Consider the following 20,859-nt stretch of genomic DNA (forward strand, 5'->3'; position numbering starts at 1 on the left):
GCTAGTTGAATTCAGATGACCCTGGAAAAAACAAGGGCTTTACCTTGATTGAGCTTATGGTCACGCTAGTGGTCGCAGCAATATTCATGGCAATAGCTATGCCAAACTTTAGTACTCTCATTGTTAATGGCAGATCTGACGGACTGGGTGAGGAGTTGGCGGCTGTATTACAGGCCACTAGGGCAGAAGCGGTCAAGCGTGGGCGGCGGGTGAGCTTGTGTGCCAGCAATGCTGATGGAACGGGCTGCGCTGGGGACTGGGCGAACGGCTGGCTAATGTTTGTTGACAGTGCTGCGTCAGATGGAGCCGGAGCGACAGTACTTGGCGCGGCATCTGATGTGTTGAGGCATATCAATGATGTTGACGATCAAGCGGTGATTAGTGCGACCAACGATGGTAGTGCGGTCAGTTTTGTGCGTTATACCAGTTCAGGCCAGCTTGCCCGAATTGGTGGGTCGGCAAATACCGCTCCGGTGATTTTAAGTGCTTATGTCACCGGCTGCCAGGGTGAAAAAAGAAATCAAATTACAATTGGTGTGGCGGGTATGATGGATGTCGATAAAGAGGAATGCCCTTAATGAAAGTATGTGATGCTTGCTCTAAAGATCAATCCGGTGTGACTTTGATAGAAGTGATGGTGACCGTTCTAATATTGGCAACCGCACTGATGGCCCTAGCTGCACTCCAAACTAGAGCACTTCAATATAACAGCAGCGCGTATCTACGGTCTCAGGCCAACATTATTGCTTATGATGTGCTTGAACAAATGCGGACGGCTTCGACATATAACGCGCTGAGAAGTAACGGCGCTGTTGTTCAGCCTGATGTGGATGCTTTGGCTTCGCAACTTCCCGGTGGTACCGGTGCCGTTGAGTGTGTGGCGCGAGTGTGTACTGTCACCTTGACTTGGGACGAGCCGAATAAAAGTCAAGAGAGCGACGCTATGGAAAGAACATCATTTGCTTATGCTTCAAGGATCTAATAAATGAGAATGTTCCAGCAAAGAGGTCTGTCTCTGGTTGAATTGCTGATCTCAATCACTATTGGTTTGGTGTTGATGACGGGGATTGTGCAACTGTTTTTGTCCAGCAAAGAAGTTTTTACTACGCAGCAAGGGCTGTCTCGGTTGCAGGAAACTGGCCGTTTGGCGGTGGAGTTTATCAGTCGTGACCTGCGGCAAGCTGGGTATATGGGGTGCGCGCACCCCACTGATTGGAATGTCGGCACAACATTGAATAATGGCCATACATTCAATTCCTCCTTTGAGTTTGGCACACCTTTACAGGTTTATGATGCTCCTCCGCCCAATATTGCTCTGGCGCCGGCTCCAAAAGCTGGTACGCAGATTCTGGTTGCTTACACGGCAAACGATGACTCTGCTTCGGTTAGCCAGACAAACACGAGTGAATTGGTATTTATAGATTTAACCACACCTGCCGGTGAAGACTGCCCGAGCGGAATTTGTGCAAATGACATCGTTGTTGTTGCCGATTGTGATAAGGCGATGGTTTTTCAGGTTACTGGTTTCAACGAGGTGGGTGCGGAGGTCGAGCTGCAGCATCAGGCTGGTGCCGATCCTGGTAACGCGCGTACATCCTGGGGTGGGAATCCGGATAATTTAGTCGAGACATTTAGCGAGGGAGCTGAAGTTTTTAAAATAAATACCGTCGCATACTATGTGGCCGAAGATGCAGAGGGTAACCCCGGGCTGTATCAGAAAATCGGTGGTGACCCTTCGTTTGAATTGCTGCGTGGTGTCGAAAATCTGAACATTTCAGTAGGTGTAGATAACAACGCTGATCGCGCGGCAGACGAGTACATCGATCATGGCTCTGTCGGCGCCAACTGGAAGAACGTGGTTGCGTTGCGAGTAGAGGTGCTGGTGCGAACTCCAGAGGACAAGGCGACTAGCGAGAATCAGACTTATGAGTTTGCCGGAGCAGAGGTTACAGCTACTGATAATCGAATTCGGCAAGTGTTTACGACTACGATCGGTGTTAGAAGTAAGTTGCCGTGAAGGGGGCGCTATGAGAAGTCAAGTAATGCGATATCAGTATCAGAGTGGCGCAACAATAATCGTAGGCCTGATTATGGTGCTAATTATGACGGTTCTTGGGCTTTCGGCTATTAGGGGCAGTGGATTGCAGGAGCAGATGGCCGGTAATATGCGAGATCGACAACTGGCTTTTCAGGCGTCTGAGGCAGCTTTGCGAGAAGCGGAGTTCGCCTTAGAAGTGCCAGAGCCCCCCATTGGCGACCAGGCTGGTTTTCAAGAGTCTCTGGATCAGTCTAGCAGCCTCTTCTGGCAAGACTTCGATAACAACTGGGCCGCGCTGTCGGCTACCTATTCAGCGGATATTGATTATGTCAAAGAACGTCCACGCTATTTGGTTGAAGAGGTCAGGTTTTATTCCAGTGGAGTTGACGGCAATCCCGTAGATTTGGCTAGCCTACTCAACAAAGGTATGGAAGTTCGTTATCGAGTGACCTCGCACTCGACAGGCGGCTCCACTGATGCGAATGTTATTTTGCAATCCACTTACCGAAATTAAGCCATTTGTTTGCGAAAGCAACATGGAGTTATGAAAATGAACAAAACGAGTTTGATTAGAGCGCTGACCACGGCCAAACGTTCAGCGGTGGCGGTGGTGGCATCCATTGTTGCGCTCGGAAGTGCGCACTCGGTACACGCAATAAACCTTGCGCAGTCACCACTGTTTTTGGCTCGTCCTGTCACACCTATCGTTATGTTGAACATGTCAAATGATCATCAGCTGTTTTTTAAAGCCTATGATGACTATTCTGATCTTGATGGCGATGGTTTTCCTGATACCACATACAAAAATAGCTACGACTACTATGGGTACTTTGATAGCAATAAGTGTTATACCCATGACGGAGAAGTTTTTCGGCCTTCAGGTAATGCCAGTGGGCACTATTGCTCAGGGAAGTGGAGCGGTAATTTCCTTAACTGGGCCACTATGACGCGAGTCGATGCTGTGCGGAAAATTTTGTATGGCGGAAAGCGCTCAGAAAGTGGCGATACGGCGACATCAACTATTTTAGAGCGTGCCATGCTTCCTCAGGACGCTCATGCTTTTGCTAAGTATTATAACGGCAGCGATCTAAATCGCTTGACACCGTATTCGGTCACATCGGGTTTGTCTGCTACAGCGGATACTGGTATTACCATTTGTAACTCGACGAATCCAACAGGAACAGCGCGGGATCAAGAATCGCAGAATGTTACTTCTCCCCCAATGATGCATGTGGCCAGGGGTAATTACTCACTATGGGCTAGCAATGAGGGTTGGCAGTGTCGTTGGGGCACTGGAACTAACGATAATGATTCTGCTATTTCCGGTATTTATGCGTATAGCTCAAGCCCTGTTGCATCAACTAGACGCCTAAATGATCTGGAAGTACAGGTCGAGGTGTGTAACTCAAGTTACATGGACTTGGATAACAATGAAAACTGTAAAGGTTATTCTGAAGGATTAAAGCCAATAGGGCTGCTGCAAAGGTATGGAGAGGACGATACCATCCATTTCGGTTTGATGACAGGTTCATACAGTTTGAATAAGTCAGGTGGGGTCTTGCGGCGCAATGTCGGTAGTATCGCAGATGAGGTGAATGCGGACGGTACATTTAAAACCCCACCGGATGGAAGTTTGGGGGTTATAGGGACCTTGGATGCGCTGAGAATATCGCGCTACAGTTTCAGTTCCGGTCAGTACAACGCTACGGACAAGTGTCCTTGGGAGCTCGCCTACTTTAGTGACGGGGCTTGCTCTAACTGGGGTAACCCTCAGTCAGAGATTTATCTTGAATCGCTCCGTTATCTAGCAGGAAAAGGGCCGAACTTTGCAACTGACGATAGCACGAGAATCTCGGGGTTGGGCGAGGTCAACTGGGTGGACCCGATCAATAATGACAATTATTGTGCTCCTTTGGCTGTGTTGCAGTTTAATGCGTCTACTAGCTCCTACGACTCGGATCAGCTAACTGGCTTTGGCGACATCGCGAACGGAAAGTCGCTGAGTGCATTGACGGATTTTGTTGGTCAATCTGAAGGCATTCATGGAAACACCTATTTTGTGGGGGAGACTGGTGCGAATAAGGATCAGCTCTGTACTGCAAAAACAGTCTCGAAGTTATCTGAGGTCAAAGGTACATGCCCTGATGCACCACGATTGGGGGGAAGTTATCAAATTGCTGGTCTAGCGTATCATGCAAGGGTCAATGGAATTGGGGCTGACCGCGAAACCGTGCAAACCTTCGGTGTTGCTCTGGCCCCAGCTGTTCCGCGAGTTGATGTGCGAGTGCCAGGAAGCACCAATAGGACCATTAGCATCCAGCCAGCATGCAGAAATAGTACGCCCAATCCAGATGCTAACTGCGCCATCGTAGATTTCAAAATTATCGAACAGGACAATACGGGCTCTATTTATCGCGGAAAACTCTATGTGAACTGGGAGGATAGCGAACAGGGTGGTGACTTTGACCAAGATATGTGGGGCATTATTGAGTACAGGTTAGATAGTGAAGAGCTTGAAGTGACTACTCGTGTTATTGCGCAATCAACCCCTAATTCTATGGGCTTCGGGTATGTCGTTAGTGGTACAAATAAGGATGGTTTTCACGTCCATTCTGGCATTAATCACTTTGCTTATACTCACCCTGATCCGACCGCACTAAGCTGTAGTAGTACTGGTGCCAATCAATGCGACTGCCGCGATGGCTTTGGGCGTTGTAATAGCAGCTACTCTGCAGCTACGACGCAAGTATTTGGTGTTGAGTCTTCTGCTGCATCAGCTCTTCAGCAGCCTCTATATTACGCGGCTAAGTGGGGTGGTTTTGACACTCTTGATGAAGAAGGCAATGAGGTAAGTGTCCCTCCCGCTGGAGATCCGGAAACATACTTCTTTGCAACAGATCCTCGTGAGCTGGAAGCGTCTTTGTACAAAGCCGTAGAGGCATTTGCAGAGGGGGCAGGGTCAGCCACTGCGGTCGCCACAAATTCTACTCGCCTGGGTACGGATTCAATTGCTTACCAAGCTACCTTTAATACGACCAGTTGGACAGGGGATTTAATTGCTGCAGCTTTGGGGGAAGGCGGGCTGTCTGCTCCGCTGTGGTCGGCAGCAAGTCAGCTGCCAACACCTTCAAGTCGTAATATATGGACTCATAATGGGAGTGCGCCGGTAGAGTTCCAGTGGGGGAATTTGTCCCCAATCCAGCGAAATTTGTTGGGAGGGAGCGTTGCTAGTTCAGACCCTGCGTTAGAGCAAGACGGATTTGGTGAGAGTCGTGTGCAGTGGACAAGAGGCACAGATGTCCCCGGTTTTGCAGAGAGGGAAGCTGACAAGAAGCTTGGCGATATCGTTAACTCAAACCCTAAGTTTTCCGGCGCGCAAAACTATGGCTTTGGAATGTCTCAAGCAAATGGCGCATCCAGCTACGAGAGTTTTGTGGCGAGCAAAACTGAAAAAACAGTGTTTGTAGGGGCTAACGATGGAATGTTGCACGCATTCAATGCTGTAACAGGTAGAGAGCGTTTTGCTTACATACCTTCGAATGTCTATGAACAGCTTCGTCGGCGTACAGCTGCAAATTATGGCTCTTCTGTAAATCCGCATAAGTATTCTGTCGATGGCCAGATTTTTGTTGGCGATGCTTATTATGGCGGCCGCTGGAGAACAATTTTGGTGGGAACTATGGGCGCAGGTGCAAAAGGTATTTTCGCTCTGGATGTCACCAATCCGGGAAGTTTTAATGCTGGAGATGTTCTGTTTGAATACACAGAGGGAAACGCCCCCGAAATTGGCAACATAACGGGTACCCCGATTATTGCACCTATGCCTGATGGCAGTTGGGCAGTCGTGACGGGTAACGGCTACAACAGTCAAAGCGGTAGAGCTCAGCTCGTGATCATTCCGCTTGACGGCACTTATACTCCAAGATATATAGATACTGGCTTGGCGGGAGATAATGGCTTGAGTGAGCCCTCAATCTCGGTGGGTGGCGGCTTTCTATCCCGCTACGCTTATGCGGGAGACTTGAAAGGCAAACTCTACAAGTTTGATCTACAGAATATGTCAGTCAGCTATACGCTTTTTGAAACCGAGAGTGGCCAACCCATAACTTCAGCTCCAATTTTGGGTATAAACCCCTACCGCAAATTTAGTGATGGCCGGCCCGGCACTATGGTGTACTTTGGTACCGGTAGCTACTTAACCTTAGGAGATTTGAGTAACGTGGATTTGCAAAGCTTCTATGGTATTGCTGACACAGGGGGGGCGGTAGCACACTCTGCATTGTTTACGAAAGATATTGTTTCGGAGGGGGCGTCTGGTAGAGAGGTGTATCAAGGCGATGGCCCCTATGGAGATGAAATCGACTGGCAGACATATGCAGGGTGGTATTTGGATTTTGATACCGAAGAGGGAGAGAGGGTAATCGACAAGCCGATTCTGTCTTATGATCGTGTGATCTTCCCTACGGTTATTCCAACCGATAGCCCCTGTGATTTCGGCGGTCGCAGCTGGATTATGGCGTTAATTGGTGTTGGAGGGCTTTATTCCGCGTATTCTCCTTTCGATTCATCCGTTCCAGATGGCGGAAATGGTGGCGGCGAGTCTCCACCTGACGGTATCGAAAACGATACAATAGTGAAGTTGACTCCTCCCAGTGAAAATGGTGCCCCCTGTGGTGGTGGCGGGTTTATCATTCAGCAAAATAGTGATGGCACGGTCGAGTATATCTGTACCGGTGAGCCAGATGTCGTCGAGGGCCGCCAATCTTGGCGACAAATACAATGATGAGGCGGGATGGTATGAAACAGCATCAAGGGTTTTCGTTGGTTGAGCTGGTGATTGTAGTGGCAATTATTTCTCTTTTGGCAGTCATAGCATTGCCCGCGTACGTTGATCATGTGCGACGTGGAAATCGCACTGACGCTATGGCGTCGTTAACAAGTGCGGCGCATGAAATGCAGCGCTGTTATACATTGAATAACAGTTATGCTGACTGCCCCGCGTTGGGCTCTAGAGACTCAGATGAAGAGTTCTATAGTATTGAGATTGAGTTGTCGGATGGTGGTGCAGGTTATTTGGCGACCGCTACAGCTGTGAAGTCTCCACAAACGGGCGATACGGATTGTGCGAGTTTTACCTTGAACCATTTGGGGCAAAAAGGCGCCACACCTGACACGGAAGGGCGGTGTTGGTAGGTTACTCGACTTTAAAAGCTCGAGTTTGGTGTAATAATAAAGCCCGCAATTGGCGGGCTTTATTCTTTATCCAGACCTAATTTTTGAAGCCTATAGCGCAGGGATCGAAAGGTAACTCCCAGCTTTTTTGCCGCCTGGGTCTTGTTCCAACGGCAGGATTCCAGCGTCTTACAAAGTATTTCCCGCTCGATTTCTTCCAAGTACTCGTCGATAGAGCCGTGCTCCAGACAATTTTGGTAATAATCTACTTTTCCACCGCCTCCGACAGGAGAGCTTGGCGGGGGCTTAGGGGCGGAGTCGGGTAAGTGTAGATCTTCCGTCTGAATTGTGTCGTGCTCGCACAGAGTAAACGCTCGCTCGAGGATGTTCTCCAATTCGCGAACGTTTCCAGGAAAAGAGTAATTCTCAAGTGCACTTATAGCGTTGCCAGAAAGCGTTGGGGTGGGGGCCCCGGCAGAAGAGGCGATTTTTTCTAATAACTCACACGCCAAAGCCGAAATATCCTCTTTTCTGTGTCGTAGTGCCGGTACGTTTAACTGTATGACATTGAGCCGATAAAACAAATCTTGCCTGAAGTGACCACGAGACACCTCGTTCTCCAAGTTTTTATGGGTCGCGCATAGGACTCTGACGTCTGTAGCAGTTTCGCTCTCCGCACCTACAGGGCGTACTTTTTTTTCCTGAATTGCTCTTAGTAGTTTTACCTGCATGTCCAGCGGTAGGTCAGCCACTTCATCAAAGAAAAGTGTTCCTCCTTCGGCAGCTCTGAATAGACCGGCTTTGTCTTGATGGGCGCCAGTGAAGCTACCTTTTACGTGGCCGAAAAGTTCGCTTTCGAGTAATTCCCTCGGGATGGCGCCGCAGTTTACGGCAATAAAAGGTTTATTTGATCTTGGGCCCAAATTGTGGATGGACCTTGCTACCAGTTCCTTTCCTGCGCCCGATTCACCGCTAACGTAAACAGGTGCTTGTGATCGAGCCAGTTTTTGAATGCTGTTGACAAGCTGCTTCATTGCTCGAGATTCACCGGTCAACAATGGTTGTTTATCTTCCCTGTTCGTGGTTTCGAGCTCCGTCGCCCGCACGGCTGTATTCACTAATTTTCTAAGTGCAGTGAGGTCTACCGGCTTTGAAATAAAGTCGAAGGCTCCAGCTTTCATCGAGTCTATAGCGATATCGACATTGCCGTGAGCGGTAATGACGGCCACTGGCAGGCGGGGATGATGCAACTGAATATATTCTACAATCTCTAGTCCGTTGCCATCTGGCAGCTTCATATCGGTAAGGCAAATAGAGAAATCTCGTTCGGCGAGTAGGCGTTTTGCCTGGGCGACATTTTCTACACTAAAGGTTTCAATGTGCATACGTCCAAGTGTGATTTCGAGGAGCTCCCGGATATCAGGTTCGTCGTCGATCACTAACGCCGTCTTGCTTTCGCTCATTTTTGTACCTTATCTGGGTGGGCAAAGTGTAAAGTAAAGCAGCTCGCGCTCTCTTTGTCGCAGCGATAGGTGATAAATGCTTGGTTCGCTTCGCAGAGTTCCTTGCAAATGAAGAGCCCAAGGCCTGAGCCGCTATTTTCGGTGGTAAAGAAAGGTTCGAAAATATGCTTCTGGTTTTCGGGTGCGATTCCCGATCCGTTGTCAATAACTTTTAGGTAAGGTGTCTTTCTGGTGCTGTCGATGCCAAGTTCTATCTTAACAGGTGGACTATCGCTCGATTTTGCGTAGCGGAAAGCATTGTCAACCAAATTGTTGATAATTTGATGTAGCTGAGAAGGATCGAATTGAGCGAATATTGATGGGTGCGCAGAAGCTAGCAGAATGTCTAAGTCTTTATTGACGGGTTCGTTTAAAAAGTTCTTAACCCAATCGTTGAGTTCTATGGTCGAGGGGATCGTGGGACGTCTTCTTGATACCTGAAGAATGTTCTCAATGATTTGATTGACCCGCTTGGTGTGCGTGCTAATGATATCCGTTAAGCGGTAATCCGCTGCGCCAATGTCTGGCGATTCACTCAATAGTTGACTGGCATGAGAAATGGCGCTCAGAGGGTTTCTAATTTCGTGAGCTATACTGGCGGTCAATCGACCCAGAGACGCCAGCTTTAACTGTTGTGCCTGCTGGGCTATAGCTCGATTGTCTTCAATAAAAACTAAGGTGTCTTCTTCTTTTCCAAGTTCGAGGTTCGCGAGGCTGATCTTAAGCTCATTGGTCGGTCCCGTCTGCGTGTTTATAATCGTACTTCCTGCTTTGCTGTCTCGGGAATGGCGCCATTGTGATAATTGCTCATAAACAGCCGGGATGTCGCTTATGCTTAAAGAAAGGTTGTTGCCAACTTTGATGTTTAGTAACGATTGCGCCGCTTCATTAATCAGTTCAATGTCATCTTGTTGGTTTAACACAATGATTCCAGTGCGCATTCGCTCTACGATTAATCGAGCGAGTTTTTGCAGGTGTGCTACGTGTTCTGCTTGAGCCTGAAGCTCGGCAGTGCTGCGACGAATCTTTCCCGTGACATACTGAAAGGTTATTGCTGTGATAAAGATCAGGGCGCCCAGTGATCCGGCAACAAATAGAGACCTGGTGTCTATACCTGTCAGTGTATGGTGAACTACGCTCTCGCCAATTAGCGCGATAGTGGCCATTGCTGCCATAAATATCGCAAGTTGCGCGGGCAATAGCATGCCCGCAGTGGCGACGGACACGATCATCAAGTAGCCCAGGCCACTGGTCGCCCCGCCGCTGGCGAACATCATTAGGGTGATGGCACAAATATCAAAAAATATGGCAAAAAACCGCTGTCGTAGTGATGGGGTTTCACGCCGCCGCCAGAGCTTGACAAGACTCAGTAAGTTTGTGCCCGTATAACCCCAGCAGGTATAAAAAAAGAGTTTGCTATTTTCACTGCCCACCAAGTTTGTTAAGAGGCTACTTTCATGAATAAGCAGCAGCAGGCAGCCGAGCAGCACCCGGTAGTAGGTGTAGACTCGTAGCAGTTGATAGGGGTCGTAGCCCTGTTCGGTACTCTGGTGTCTGGATTTCATGCGCTTATGTTGTGGTTGATCGCAGTGGACGATCGGCAGCTCGCTGCGCCGTGTATATTATTGTACAGCATACGCCGGCTTTGCTTAATGCGGCGCTTTAACGGAAAATACGGCTGTTTTCACCGGTGCAATAGGAGTTTCGATGGGCAAGTTGGTTATCTGTATGGCTCAGGTCAACCTGTTAGTGGGCGATATCCCCGGCAATACCCGCCGAGTGCTGGAGGTGGCTCGTGAGGCTTTGAGCGAGCATAGTGCGGATGCCGTGGTCTTTCCGGAGCTGGCGCTTACGGGCTACCCTCCAGAAGACCTGCTGATGCGACCCAGCTTACAGCGACGTATTGACCGGGCTCTGGATGAGCTTCGCCAGGCCTGTCTTCCCTTGGCTATTGTGATCGGCTACCCCAAAGTGGTTAATGGCAGGGTGTTTAATATGGCCGGTGTGATTGATCAGGGAATATTGGTTGCGGAGTATGCCAAGCAGCACCTGCCGAATTATCAGGTCTTTGACGAGGTGCGGTATTTCGCCCCCGGCGCTGTCCCCTGTGTCTTTAACCTGAAAGGCGTGCCCACCGCTTTAAGTGTTTGCGAGGATATTTGGCAAGCTGGTCCCATGTCGCAGGCCCGGGAGGCGGGCGCCAAGTTGATGCTGAACCTGAATGCCTCCCCCTTTCATCAAGGCAAGGCCGCTGAGCGGGAGACGCTACTCGCCCGTCGCTGCACCGAAGGCGGCATGCCGATCATTTACACCAACTTGGTGGGGGGGCAGGACGAGCTGGTGTTTGATGGCGGCTCCATGGTGGCCAATGTGCGGGGAGAAATCTGCCAGAGAGCGCCTTGGTTCTCCGAGGCGCTCTTGCCATGTACCTTGATGATCGATGGTGATCAGCTGGAGGTTGAGCGGAAAAACTTGCCCGAGCCCTTATCTCGGCTGGATGCGGTCTATAAGGCGCTGGTGCTTGGTCTGCGTGACTACATCGAAAAAAACGGCTTTCGCGGTGTCGTCCTCGGGCTCTCCGGTGGCATTGATTCTGCGTTGACTCTGGCGATTGCGGTCGATGCCCTTGGCGCCGAGCGTGTCGAGGCGGTGATGATGCCGTTTCGCTATACCTCCGATTTGAGTAAAAACGACGCTGCTGAGCAGGCCAGACGCCTCAATGTGCGTTATCAGTCGATCAGTATTGAGCCTATGTACGAGGCGTTTATGGCGTCATTGTCGGCGGAGTTTGCTGGCCTCCCGGTGGACGCGACTGAGGAGAACCTCCAAGCGCGTTGCCGCGGTGTGTTGCTGATGGCGATTTCCAACAAGAAAGGTAGCTTGGTGCTGACAACGGGTAACAAAAGTGAGCTGGCGGTGGGTTACTCAACCCTCTATGGCGATATGGCGGGTGGCTTTGATGTGCTCAAGGATGTGCCGAAAACGCTGGTGTTTGCCCTGGCTCGCCACCGCAATGGGCGCTCAGCGGTGATTCCGGAGTCCGTGATTACCCGGCCCCCGTCTGCGGAGTTGGCTCCGGATCAAAAAGATGAAGACTCCTTACCACCTTACGATATTTTGGACCAAATTTTGGCGCTCTATGTCGAGCACGATTTCAGTGCCGACCAGATAGCCGCCGAGGGTTTTGACGAACAGGCGGTGCGCAAGGTTATCCGGCTTGTAGATATCAACGAGTATAAGCGCCGGCAGAGCCCCATAGGGCCGAGGATTACCACCCGTGGCTTTGGGCGGGACAGGCGCTATCCGATCACCTCCGGCTGGAAGCCCGGCGAATAACTAACAAAAAGGGGCCTAAAGGCCCCTTTTTCTTGGATCGGTAAAGGCGCTATTGTGTAGCGCGCGGTGCGTCCTGGTACTGGGGATCATAGACCCGGCGCGAGTCAAAGCCTCTGGGGTCGCGTTTATCAAACAAGCCAAATGTGGCTCTACTGACCCAGCTGCGCTCTTCGATGTCGCCGTGCTGATAGTTAAACTCCCCGCTGTTATCAAAGGCGGGATGATCCGGGTAGTTCAGCCGCAACACAGCGAGGTTGCGATCGGCCAGCTCATCCATGCCCAACAGGTGATAGCCTTGCACAATAACGGCTAGCGCGTCGGGCACAGCGGGTGTCTCCTGATAGTTTTCCAGCACATACTGGCCACGATTCACCGAGGCCAGGTAGGCGCCGCGCTTAAAGTAGTAATTGGCCACATGGATTTCATAACGTGCCAGCCGATTGCGCAGGTAGAGCATGCGTTTTTTGGCATCTTGCGCGTAGGGGCTCTCGGGGTAGCGGTTCAGCAGCTGGGTGAAATAGGCCAGGGATTCTCGGGCAGCGCCCGGGTCTCGTTGAGTCTGGTCGAGTGGGATAATCTTTGCGAGAAAGCTTTCGTCTTTGCTATAGGCTGCCAAGCCCTTCATATAGTAAGCGTAATCGACGTTGCGGTGCTGCGGGTGGAGCCGGATAAACCGGTCTGCCGAGGCCGTGGCCGCATCAGGGTCGCCAGAGCGATAATAGGCGTAAATCAGTTCCAGCTGCGCCTGTTCGGCGTATTTACCAAAGGGGAAATGCTCTTCCAGAAGTTGCAGCGAGCGAATGGCGCTCTCCCAATTGCTGCGATTGAGCTGGCTCTGAGCCCGCTCATACAGATCGGCCTCCGAGGTAAAATCCTGGCGCTCGCCATTGGATGAACAGCCGGCGGCCAGAGCCAAAAGGGCTCCGAATAGGAAAAAAACAACAGCTCGCATAGGGTTATAACTCACAATTCGTTATCATTTCGCCAAGCCCGCTATTTAAACACAGTCGGGGGCCAAGCCAAAGCGGCTCCCCGCGCCAGAAGAGAGATCGGTATGAGTCATACCATTACCCTTGCCGCACAGGTGCCCGCCGAGTATCGGGGGCGGCGCTTTGACCAGGTGGCGGCTAGCTTGTTCCCCGACTACTCACGCGAGCGGCTTAAGGAGTGGATCAAAGACGGGTGCTTGACCATAGATGGCGCTGGCGGCAAGCCCAAGGACAAACTCGTCGGCGGCGAGCAGCTTAACTTGCAGGCCCAGCTGACCTCCGACGATAGTTGGCAGGCAGAAGACATCGCACTGGATATTATCCATGAGGACGACCACATTCTGGTGATTAACAAACCCGCCGGCTTTGTAGTCCACCCAGCGGCGGGGAACTATTCGGGTACCCTCGTCAACGCGCTATTGCATCATCGCCCGGAGTTGGCGGCCCTGCCACGCGCTGGCATCGTTCACCGCCTGGATAAAGACACCACCGGCCTGATGGTGGTGGCAAAGACACTGCCGGCCCATCATAATTTGGTTGGTCAGCTGCAAGAGCGCAGCGTCAGTCGCGAGTATGAAGCAGTGGCTGTGGGCACATTTACCGGCGGTGGCAAGGTGGATGCCCCCATTGGTCGCCACCCCAAGCAACGCAAGCAAATGGCGGTATTGCCGGTAGGTGGGAAGGAAGCGATTACTCACTTCAGAGTACTGCGCCATTTTCGCCATCACACACACCTGCGACTCAAGCTGGAGACGGGCCGCACTCACCAAATTCGCGTCCATATGGCCCACATTCACCACCCGTTGGTGGGTGATCCGCTCTACAGTGGCCGCTTTCGCAAGCCCGCGGGTATCAGCGAGACTTTGGCAGCGACTCTGAGGGCGTTTTCCCGTCAGGCACTCCACGCTGCCAGTCTGGGGCTGCTCCATCCCGCCTCGGGTCAGTCTTTGAGCTGGCAGGTGCCGCTGCCGGAAGACATGACTCAGCTATTAACGGCTCTGGAGCAGGCGGATGAATAACCCGGACTCGATTTTGCTACCCGATTGGCCTGCCCCGGCCAGTGTCGGCGCCCTCTGCACCACCCGCATAGGCGGTTTCAGCGAGGCACCTTTTGCCAGCAACAATCTGGCCCTGCATGTGGGAGATAACCCCGAGCGCGTTGCGCGCAATCGACAGCAATTGGCGGACTTATGTGATTGGGGAACGACGCCTCAGTGGCTGGAGCAAATTCATGGCGTCAAGGTGGTGCGGGCCAAGTCCGATGGGCTGGTTCGCACCGCCGATGCTTGCTACACAGACGCCGCAAAACTTCCCTGCGCTGTACTGACGGCAGATTGTTTGCCGGTCTTGGTGTGTGATCTGGCCGGCAAAGAAGTGGCCGCGATCCATGCCGGCTGGCGCTCTCTCGCCCGAGGCATTTTGCCCCGAGCCATTGACCGATTTTCGGCCTCCGCATCCTCTCTAATGGCTTGGCTGGGGCCGGCCATAGGGCCGCAGCGGTTCGAGGTGGGTGTGGATGTGCTCGAGGCCTTTTTCAAACATGCCAAAAACGACAGTAACACCGACGCAATCGCCGCCGCCATGCGTCCGGCGAAACGGCCATTGCACTTCTACGCCGACCTCTACGCCCTTGCCCGAGCCTCGCTGAGCGCCTCCGGCGTTAGCCGCGTCTACGGAGGCGGTTGGTGCACTTACGAGGACCAGCAGCGCTTCTATTCCTACCGGCGAGACGGAAAAAATACCGGTCGCATGGCCAGTGTCATCTGGCGGCGCTGAGTAGGCTCTGCGCCAGCTTTCTATGGGCAGCGCTCGTTGGTGCTCGTCGCCTCAGTTTACTTGATTTCCCGCAAGCTGCCCCTATTACTTAAGCCATACACTGTTTACGGATACTCGGGGTTGTCCCGAATCGCGAGGAGCACAAAATGCGAATTGACCGTTTAACCAATCAGCTGCAACTGGCCTTGTCGGATGCCCAGTCGATGGCGGTGGGGCGAGATCACACCCAGTTGGAGCCGGTGCATGTGATGCTGGCACTCTTAGATCAGCAGGGCGGCACCGTCCAGCCCCTGCTGTCGCAAGCCGGTTTTGATGTAAAGGGCTTGCGCAATGAACTGAATAAGTCGCTGGATCGCCTGGCTCGCGTGCAAAACCCATCGGGTGATGTGCGTATGTCGCAAGATCTGGCGCGCCTGTTGAATCTCGCGGACCGCTACGCGCAAAAGGCTGGAGACAAGTTTGTCTCCAGTGAATCCCTGTTGTTGTCGGCCATGGCGGACAAAGACAGCGAACTCGGCAAGCTGTTGATGCAGTTTGGTAACACCGAACGCTTGAAGCAAGCGGTAGAAGCCGTGCGCGGCGGTGAGACTGTGAACGACGCCGATGCCGAAGGCAACCGCCAGGCTCTTGAGCGGTTTACGGTGGACCTGACCGCCAGGGCCGAGGCTGGCAAGCTCGACCCGGTCATTGGCCGGGACGACGAGATTCGGCGCACGGTCCAGGTGTTGCAGCGCCGCACCAAGAACAACCCGGTACTGATCGGTGAACCGGGCGTGGGTAAAACGGCCATCGTAGAGGGTTTGGCCCAGCGCATCGTCAACGGCGAGGTTCCCGAAGGGCTGAAAAACAAACGCCTTTTATCGCTGGATTTGGGGTCGCTGCTGGCCGGGGCTAAGTTTCGTGGGGACTTTGAGGAGCGTCTCAAATCCGTGCTCAATGAACTGGCTAAACAGGAGGGGCGCATCATCCTGTTTGTCGATGAGCTGCATACCATGGTCGGCGCCGGCAAGGCCGAAGGCGCCCTGGATGCGGGCAACATGTTAAAGCCTGCTCTGGCCCGCGGCGAGCTTCACTGCGTTGGGGCGACCACCTTGGACGAGTATCGCCAGTTTATCGAAAAAGACGCCGCGCTGGAGCGGCGGTTTCAAAAGGTTCTGGTGGATGAGCCTTCCGAAGCTGACACCATTGCCATTTTGCGCGGCCTGAAGGAGCGCTACGAGCTTCACCACGGTGTGGATATCACCGACTCGGCGATTATTGCGGCGGCAAAACTGTCGCAGCGTTACATCACCGACCGGCAACTGCCCGATAAAGCCATTGACTTGATCGATGAGGCGGCCAGCCGGATTCGTATGGAAATCGACTCCAAGCCGGAGGAGATGGACCGTCTCGAGCGCCGTTTGATTCAGCTGAAAATCGAGCGTGAGGCGGTTAAGAAAGACGAAGACGAGCCAAGCCGCAAGCGTTTGGAAAAAATTGAAACAGACATTGATGAGCTTGAGCGCAAGTATGCCGAGCTTGAGGAAATATGGCGCAGTGAGAAAGCTGCACTGCACGGCTCTCAGGAAATTAAAAGCAACCTTGAGCAGGCTCGCCTTGATCTCGATGCCGCCCGCCGCGCTGGTGATCTTGGACGTATGTCGGAGCTGCAGTACGGAATTATCCCCGACTTGGAAAAGCAGCTGGACATGGCCAGCCAGGTCGACATGATGGAAATGAAGCTGTTGCGCAACCGCGTTGGCGACGAAGAAATCGCCGAAGTGGTATCCAAATGGACGGGGATTCCCGTGGCCAAAATGCTTGAGGGTGAACGCGAAAAACTACTGCAAATGGAGTCGGCGCTGCACGCCCGGGTGATCGGCCAAGACGAAGCGGTCACCGCCGTTTCCAACGCTGTGCGTCGCTCGCGGGCGGGCCTGTCCGATGCCAATCGGCCTAACGGCTCCTTCCTGTTTTTGGGTCCTACGGGGGTGGGTAAAACAGAGCTTTGCAAAGCGCTGGCCGCCTTTTTGTTTGATACCGAAGACGCGATGGTACGCATCGATATGTCCGAGTTTATGGAGAAACACTCGGTTGCCCGGTTGATTGGTGCTCCGCCCGGTTATGTGGGGTATGAAGAGGGTGGCTACCTGACGGAAGCTGTTCGCCGTCGCCCCTATTCCGTACTATTGCTGGATGAAATCGAAAAGGCGCACCCGGATGTGTTCAATATTCTCCTGCAGGTGTTGGACGACGGGCGCCTGACCGATGGACAGGGCCGCACGGTGGATTTTCGCAACACGGTAGTGGTCATGACATCCAACCTTGGGTCGGATCGCATTCAGGACTTGGCGGAAGACAAGTCATTCGATACCGTGAGTTTTGACAGCGCTGGAGACTTGTCCGATTCCACCAATAATGAAAACCGCTATGCCGCTATGAAGGCGGCCGTCATGGAGGTGGTTAGCCAGCACTTTCGTCCAGAGTTTATTAACCGGGTGGACGAGGCGGTGGTGTTTCACCCGCTGGCGAAAAACCAAATTCGCGGCATCACCAATATCCAGATCGCTCAGCTGGCCAAGCGGTTGGCTGACAAGGAAATGGGCTTGGATCTCGGTGACGATGTTATGGACAAACTGGCAGAGGCAGGCTATGACCCGGTATACGGTGCCAGACCCCTCAAGCGGGCCATTCAGCAAGCCATTGAGAACCCTCTGGCTCAGGAAATATTGGCAGGCAAGTTCGCGCCGGGTGATGTGATAGAGGCAAGCTTGCAGGGCGAGAAAATCGTCTTCAAGCCCCGATCTGTCCATTGATGCTGCTTTCTGTGCGCGCTACCGGCCGGTAGCCTAGCTTGAACGCAAAAGGCCGCCAAGGGTTGGCGGCCTTCTTTAGTGGGTGCTGCAATAAGCGTTTAGCAGGACTCGTCAATCGCTTTTTGCGCATCTTCCAGGCGCTTGGCCTTTTCTTCTTCACTCAGGTAGCGGAAGCTGCCATCGTCAGTTGCCTCCCGCACGCGTCCGCCGCGCCCCAGAATTTCTTTGTTCTTGCGGGCCGCTTCGCAGCGCTCAGGGTCTTTGGTCGATGCCTCCTCCTCTGCGCTGGATTCATCCCGATCGGTTTGCTCTTGCTCCTCCGTGCCTGAGAGGTGGGAGTAGTCTACCGGTTCGCTGTGCCCGGTTTTGGGTTTGATCGCCGTGCTGTCAACGCCGTTGGGAGGGCGGGTGCCGTAGTGGGTGGTGCCGTCCTCGCCAACCCATTTGTACACAGTGTCCGCCGCTTGCATGGGCAGGCTGGTGGTCACAGCCAGTAACCCGGCAGCCAGTCCCGCGCGCCAATCGAGTTTACGCATGTTATTCATCCCATTTAATCGTCGTCAGGCCACTATAACGCTAATTGATGGCGCTGGCGAAGTTTGGCGCAGTATTTGTGATATCCATTCACCAACCAACCGCGAAAAGCTTGAAAAATAGTGCCAAATCTTGACTTTAGGGCGTATCTTGCGACAATACACGATCTCGCTAGATGGCTCGTAGATTTCGCCGACAACCTCGGCGCCTTATACTACGCCAGCAAGTCACCCGCTTGTTGAACCATCCGCACCGCGTAGGCGCATCCACCGATGCCGCCTGCCCAAGAGACCGCAATCGCTACAAGCGCGTAACTTGGGGAACCCTGAATATCAATCGCTCTGCTTATCCGGGCGCAACGGAATCGTTGCCTGCTCTGGTATAGTAGGGCGCAATCGATCAAGTCAAGCAGTAGTAAAAGGGGAAATGACGTGGAAATGCTATCAGGCGGCGATATGCTGATTCGCGCGCTGCGGGACGAAGGCGTTGAATACGTTTTCGGCTATCCCGGCGGCGCTGCGTTGCACATATACGACGCTATTTTCCGGCAAAAAGACGTAAAGCACATTTTGGTGCGTCATGAGCAGGCCGCGACTCACGCGGCGGATGCCTATTCGCGCGCGACCGGCCAGGTCGGTACGGTTCTTGTGACCTCCGGCCCCGGTGCCACCAATGCGGTCACCGGCATTGCCACCGCCTACATGGACTCCATCCCGATGGTGGTGATCTCTGGTCAGGTGGTCTCTGAGCGCATCGGCGAAGACGCCTTTCAGGAAACCGATATGGTCGGTATTTCGCGGCCGATTGTGAAGCACAGCTTTATGGTGCGCGATGCGCGGGATATTCCCGAGGTGGTGAAAAAGGCCTATTACATTGCGGCGACTGGCCGTCCGGGCCCCGTGGTGATCGACATTCCCAAGGATATCACCAGCCCGTTCGACACCTTTCCCTATGAATACCCGGAAAAGGTCAAAATTCGCTCCTATACGCCGGCGACCCGCGGCCATGCGGGCCAGATCAAGAAAGCGGTGCAGCTGCTGCTGGAGGCCAAGCGGCCGGTTATCTACGCCGGTGGCGGTGTGATTCAGGGCAATGGCTCTGAGCTGCTGACTGAGCTTGCGCGCAAACTCAATTACCCGGTGACCAACACCCTGATGGGCTTGGGGGCTTACCCGGGCTCGGATCGCCAGTTTTTAGGAATGTTGGGGATGCACGGCACCTACGAGGCCAATATGGCCATGCACCATGCCGATGCTATTCTGGCGATTGGTGCGCGCTTTGACGATCGCGTGACCAACGCGGTCAACAAGTTCTGCCCCAACGCCAAAATCATCCATGTGGATGTAGACCCCGCGTCCATTTCCAAAACAGTGACCGCGGACATTCCGATTGTTGGCGCGGTGGACAGTGTGTTGAGTGAAATGATGGCGCTGGTGCTCGAGGCCGATCAGAGCCCGGATGCTTCGGCCATCAAAAACTGGTGGGAGCAGATTGAGGAGTGGCGCGATGGTCACGGCCTTTATACGGCGCCGCGCTACAACACCTCGGGCGAAAAGATCATGCCTCAGGATGTGATCAAAGTGTTGCACGAGGTGACCAAGGGCGATGCTTATGTGACATCCGACGTGGGTCAGCACCAGATGTTTACCGCTCAGTACTATCTGTTCGACAAGCCGCGTCGCTGGATCAACTCAGGTGGCCTGGGCACCATGGGCTTTGGCTTGCCGGCGGCCATGGGTGCGCAAATGGCCGACCGGGACGCTGTTGTTGTCTGCGTGACTGGTGAGGGCAGCATACAAATGTGCATTCAGGAGCTGTCCACCTGCACCCAGTACCACCTGCCTATCAAAATCATTTGCCTGAACAATCAGGCGCTGGGCATGGTGAAGCAGTGGCAGGATATGCAGTACGACAGCCGCTACTCCGAGAGTTTGTATGAGGATTCGCTGCCGGACTTTGTGAAGTTGGCTGAGTCCTACGGACATGTTGGTATGCGGGTAACCAAGAAAGAAGAGCTCAAGGCTAAAATGGAGGAGTGCTTTGCGTTGAAAGACCGGGTGGTCTTTATGGATATTTATGTGGATAGCACAGAGCATGTGTACCCCATGCAGATTGCCGGCGCCTCCATGCGCGATATGTGGTTGAGTAAGACGGAGCGCACCTGACATGAGACGTATTATTTCAGTATTGATGGAAAATGCCCCGGGCTCGCTGTCCCGGGTGGTGGGCTTGTTTTCCCAGCGGGGGTATAACATCGAGTCCCTAACCGTGGCGCCGACAGAAGACGAAACTTTGTCTCGTCTAACGTTAACCACCATCGGCGACGACCACAAAATTGAGCAGATCACCAAGCATCTGAACAAGCTGATTGATGTGGTCAAGCTAGTGGATCTGACTGAGGGGGCTCACATCGAGCGCGAGGTTATGCTGATCAAGGTCAAGGCTGCCGGCGCTCAGCGGGCCGAGATTAAGCGTTGTGTGGATATCTTCCGCGGGCAGATAGTGGATGTTACGGCCAGCCTGTACATCATTCAGATTACCGGTACCAGCGACAAGCTCGACGCTTTCCTGCAGGCCGTGGGGGATGCTTCTATTCTGGAGGTGGTCCGCTCTGGCGTGTCGGGTATCGCGCGCGGTGAAAAAGTCCTTAGTTTGTAATCGTTTACCGGGGGCGCGAGTCGCCCCCGTCTTCTCCAACTTTACCCATTTCTTGCCTA

16 protein-coding genes are annotated in these 20,859 nt (G+C 53.0%); 12 read left to right on the forward strand and 4 right to left on the reverse strand.

Features of this window, described 5'->3' with window-relative positions; genetic code table 11:
- Positions 1–5: 5 nt before the first annotated feature.
- From QWI16_RS01325 to QWI16_RS01350, 6 genes are read left to right on the forward strand one after another with little or no spacing between them, the layout of a single operon-like run.
- Positions 6–578, forward strand: coding sequence for a GspH/FimT family pseudopilin (locus tag QWI16_RS01325; protein WP_302710914.1), 573 nt, complete (start codon positions 6–8; stop codon positions 576–578).
- Positions 578–982: a type IV pilus modification protein PilV gene (gene pilV, locus QWI16_RS01330; RefSeq protein WP_302710915.1), complete on the forward strand. Its 405-nt coding sequence runs from the start codon at positions 578–580 to the stop codon at positions 980–982. Before QWI16_RS01325 ends, pilV begins: the two co-directional genes overlap by 1 nt.
- 3 nt (positions 983–985) lie before the next feature.
- Positions 986–2,017, forward strand: a complete 1,032-nt coding sequence (locus QWI16_RS01335) for a PilW family protein (RefSeq protein ID WP_302710916.1) — start codon at positions 986–988, stop codon at positions 2,015–2,017.
- 10 nt (positions 2,018–2,027) lie between these two features.
- A complete protein-coding gene (locus QWI16_RS01340) occupies positions 2,028–2,552 on the forward strand; it encodes a pilus assembly PilX family protein (RefSeq protein WP_302710917.1) in 525 nt (174 codons plus the stop codon).
- Positions 2,553–2,588: 36 nt separating this feature from the next.
- A complete protein-coding gene (locus QWI16_RS01345; RefSeq protein WP_302710918.1) occupies positions 2,589–6,821 on the forward strand; it encodes a pilus assembly protein in 4,233 nt (1,410 codons plus the stop codon).
- Positions 6,822–6,835: 14 nt separating this feature from the next.
- Positions 6,836–7,231: a type IV pilin protein gene (locus QWI16_RS01350; protein WP_302710919.1), complete on the forward strand. Its 396-nt coding sequence runs from the start codon at positions 6,836–6,838 to the stop codon at positions 7,229–7,231.
- 59 nt (positions 7,232–7,290) lie between these two features.
- Here the strand turns inward: QWI16_RS01350 and QWI16_RS01355 are convergent, their stop codons facing one another.
- Both QWI16_RS01355 and QWI16_RS01360 read right to left on the reverse strand, forming a co-directional pair.
- Complete coding sequence (locus tag QWI16_RS01355; RefSeq protein ID WP_302710920.1) at positions 7,291–8,673, reverse strand: sigma-54-dependent transcriptional regulator; 1,383 nt, start codon at positions 8,671–8,673, stop codon at positions 7,291–7,293.
- The gene (locus QWI16_RS01360) at positions 8,670–10,277 is read right to left on the reverse strand and encodes a sensor histidine kinase (protein WP_302710921.1); all 1,608 of its coding nucleotides are present in this window, start codon (positions 10,275–10,277) and stop codon (positions 8,670–8,672) included. Before QWI16_RS01360 ends, QWI16_RS01355 begins: the two co-directional genes overlap by 4 nt.
- Positions 10,278–10,419: 142 nt before the next feature.
- Here QWI16_RS01360 and QWI16_RS01365 point away from each other — a divergent pair, with 142 nt between their 5' ends.
- The gene (locus QWI16_RS01365; RefSeq protein WP_302710922.1) at positions 10,420–12,048 is read left to right on the forward strand and encodes an NAD+ synthase; all 1,629 of its coding nucleotides are present in this window, start codon (positions 10,420–10,422) and stop codon (positions 12,046–12,048) included.
- A 49-nt stretch (positions 12,049–12,097) separates the two neighbouring features.
- Here the strand turns inward: QWI16_RS01365 and QWI16_RS01370 are convergent, their stop codons facing one another.
- Positions 12,098–13,000, reverse strand: coding sequence for an outer membrane protein assembly factor BamD (locus QWI16_RS01370; RefSeq protein ID WP_302710923.1), 903 nt, complete (start codon positions 12,998–13,000; stop codon positions 12,098–12,100).
- 102 nt (positions 13,001–13,102) lie between these two features.
- Between QWI16_RS01370 and rluD the strand changes: the two genes are divergently transcribed.
- The 3 genes from rluD (at position 13,103) to clpB (ending at position 17,608) form a co-directional block, all read left to right on the forward strand.
- Positions 13,103–14,056: a 23S rRNA pseudouridine(1911/1915/1917) synthase RluD gene (gene rluD / locus QWI16_RS01375; protein WP_302710924.1), complete on the forward strand. Its 954-nt coding sequence runs from the start codon at positions 13,103–13,105 to the stop codon at positions 14,054–14,056.
- Positions 14,049–14,813 carry a peptidoglycan editing factor PgeF gene (pgeF, locus tag QWI16_RS01380; protein WP_302710925.1) on the forward strand — a complete coding sequence of 255 codons (765 nt, stop codon included), beginning with the start codon at positions 14,049–14,051 and terminating at the stop codon, positions 14,811–14,813. Before rluD ends, pgeF begins: the two co-directional genes overlap by 8 nt.
- A 146-nt stretch (positions 14,814–14,959) precedes the next feature.
- The gene (gene clpB / locus QWI16_RS01385) at positions 14,960–17,608 is read left to right on the forward strand and encodes an ATP-dependent chaperone ClpB (protein ID WP_302710926.1); all 2,649 of its coding nucleotides are present in this window, start codon (positions 14,960–14,962) and stop codon (positions 17,606–17,608) included.
- A 98-nt stretch (positions 17,609–17,706) separates the two neighbouring features.
- On the opposite strand, the gene QWI16_RS01390 is transcribed toward clpB, so the two are convergent.
- The gene (locus tag QWI16_RS01390) at positions 17,707–18,144 is read right to left on the reverse strand and encodes a DUF4124 domain-containing protein (RefSeq protein WP_302710927.1); all 438 of its coding nucleotides are present in this window, start codon (positions 18,142–18,144) and stop codon (positions 17,707–17,709) included.
- A 429-nt stretch (positions 18,145–18,573) separates the two neighbouring features.
- Between QWI16_RS01390 and QWI16_RS01395 the strand changes: the two genes are divergently transcribed.
- Complete coding sequence (locus tag QWI16_RS01395) at positions 18,574–20,307, forward strand: acetolactate synthase 3 large subunit (protein ID WP_302710928.1); 1,734 nt, start codon at positions 18,574–18,576, stop codon at positions 20,305–20,307.
- A 1-nt stretch (position 20,308) separates the two neighbouring features.
- Positions 20,309–20,800, forward strand: coding sequence for an acetolactate synthase small subunit (gene ilvN, locus QWI16_RS01400; protein ID WP_026286800.1), 492 nt, complete (start codon positions 20,309–20,311; stop codon positions 20,798–20,800).
- The last annotated feature ends 59 nt before the right edge of the window (positions 20,801–20,859 follow it).

Source organism: Gilvimarinus algae, assembly GCF_030518215.1.
Lineage (GTDB): Bacteria > Pseudomonadota > Gammaproteobacteria > Pseudomonadales > Cellvibrionaceae > Gilvimarinus > Gilvimarinus algae.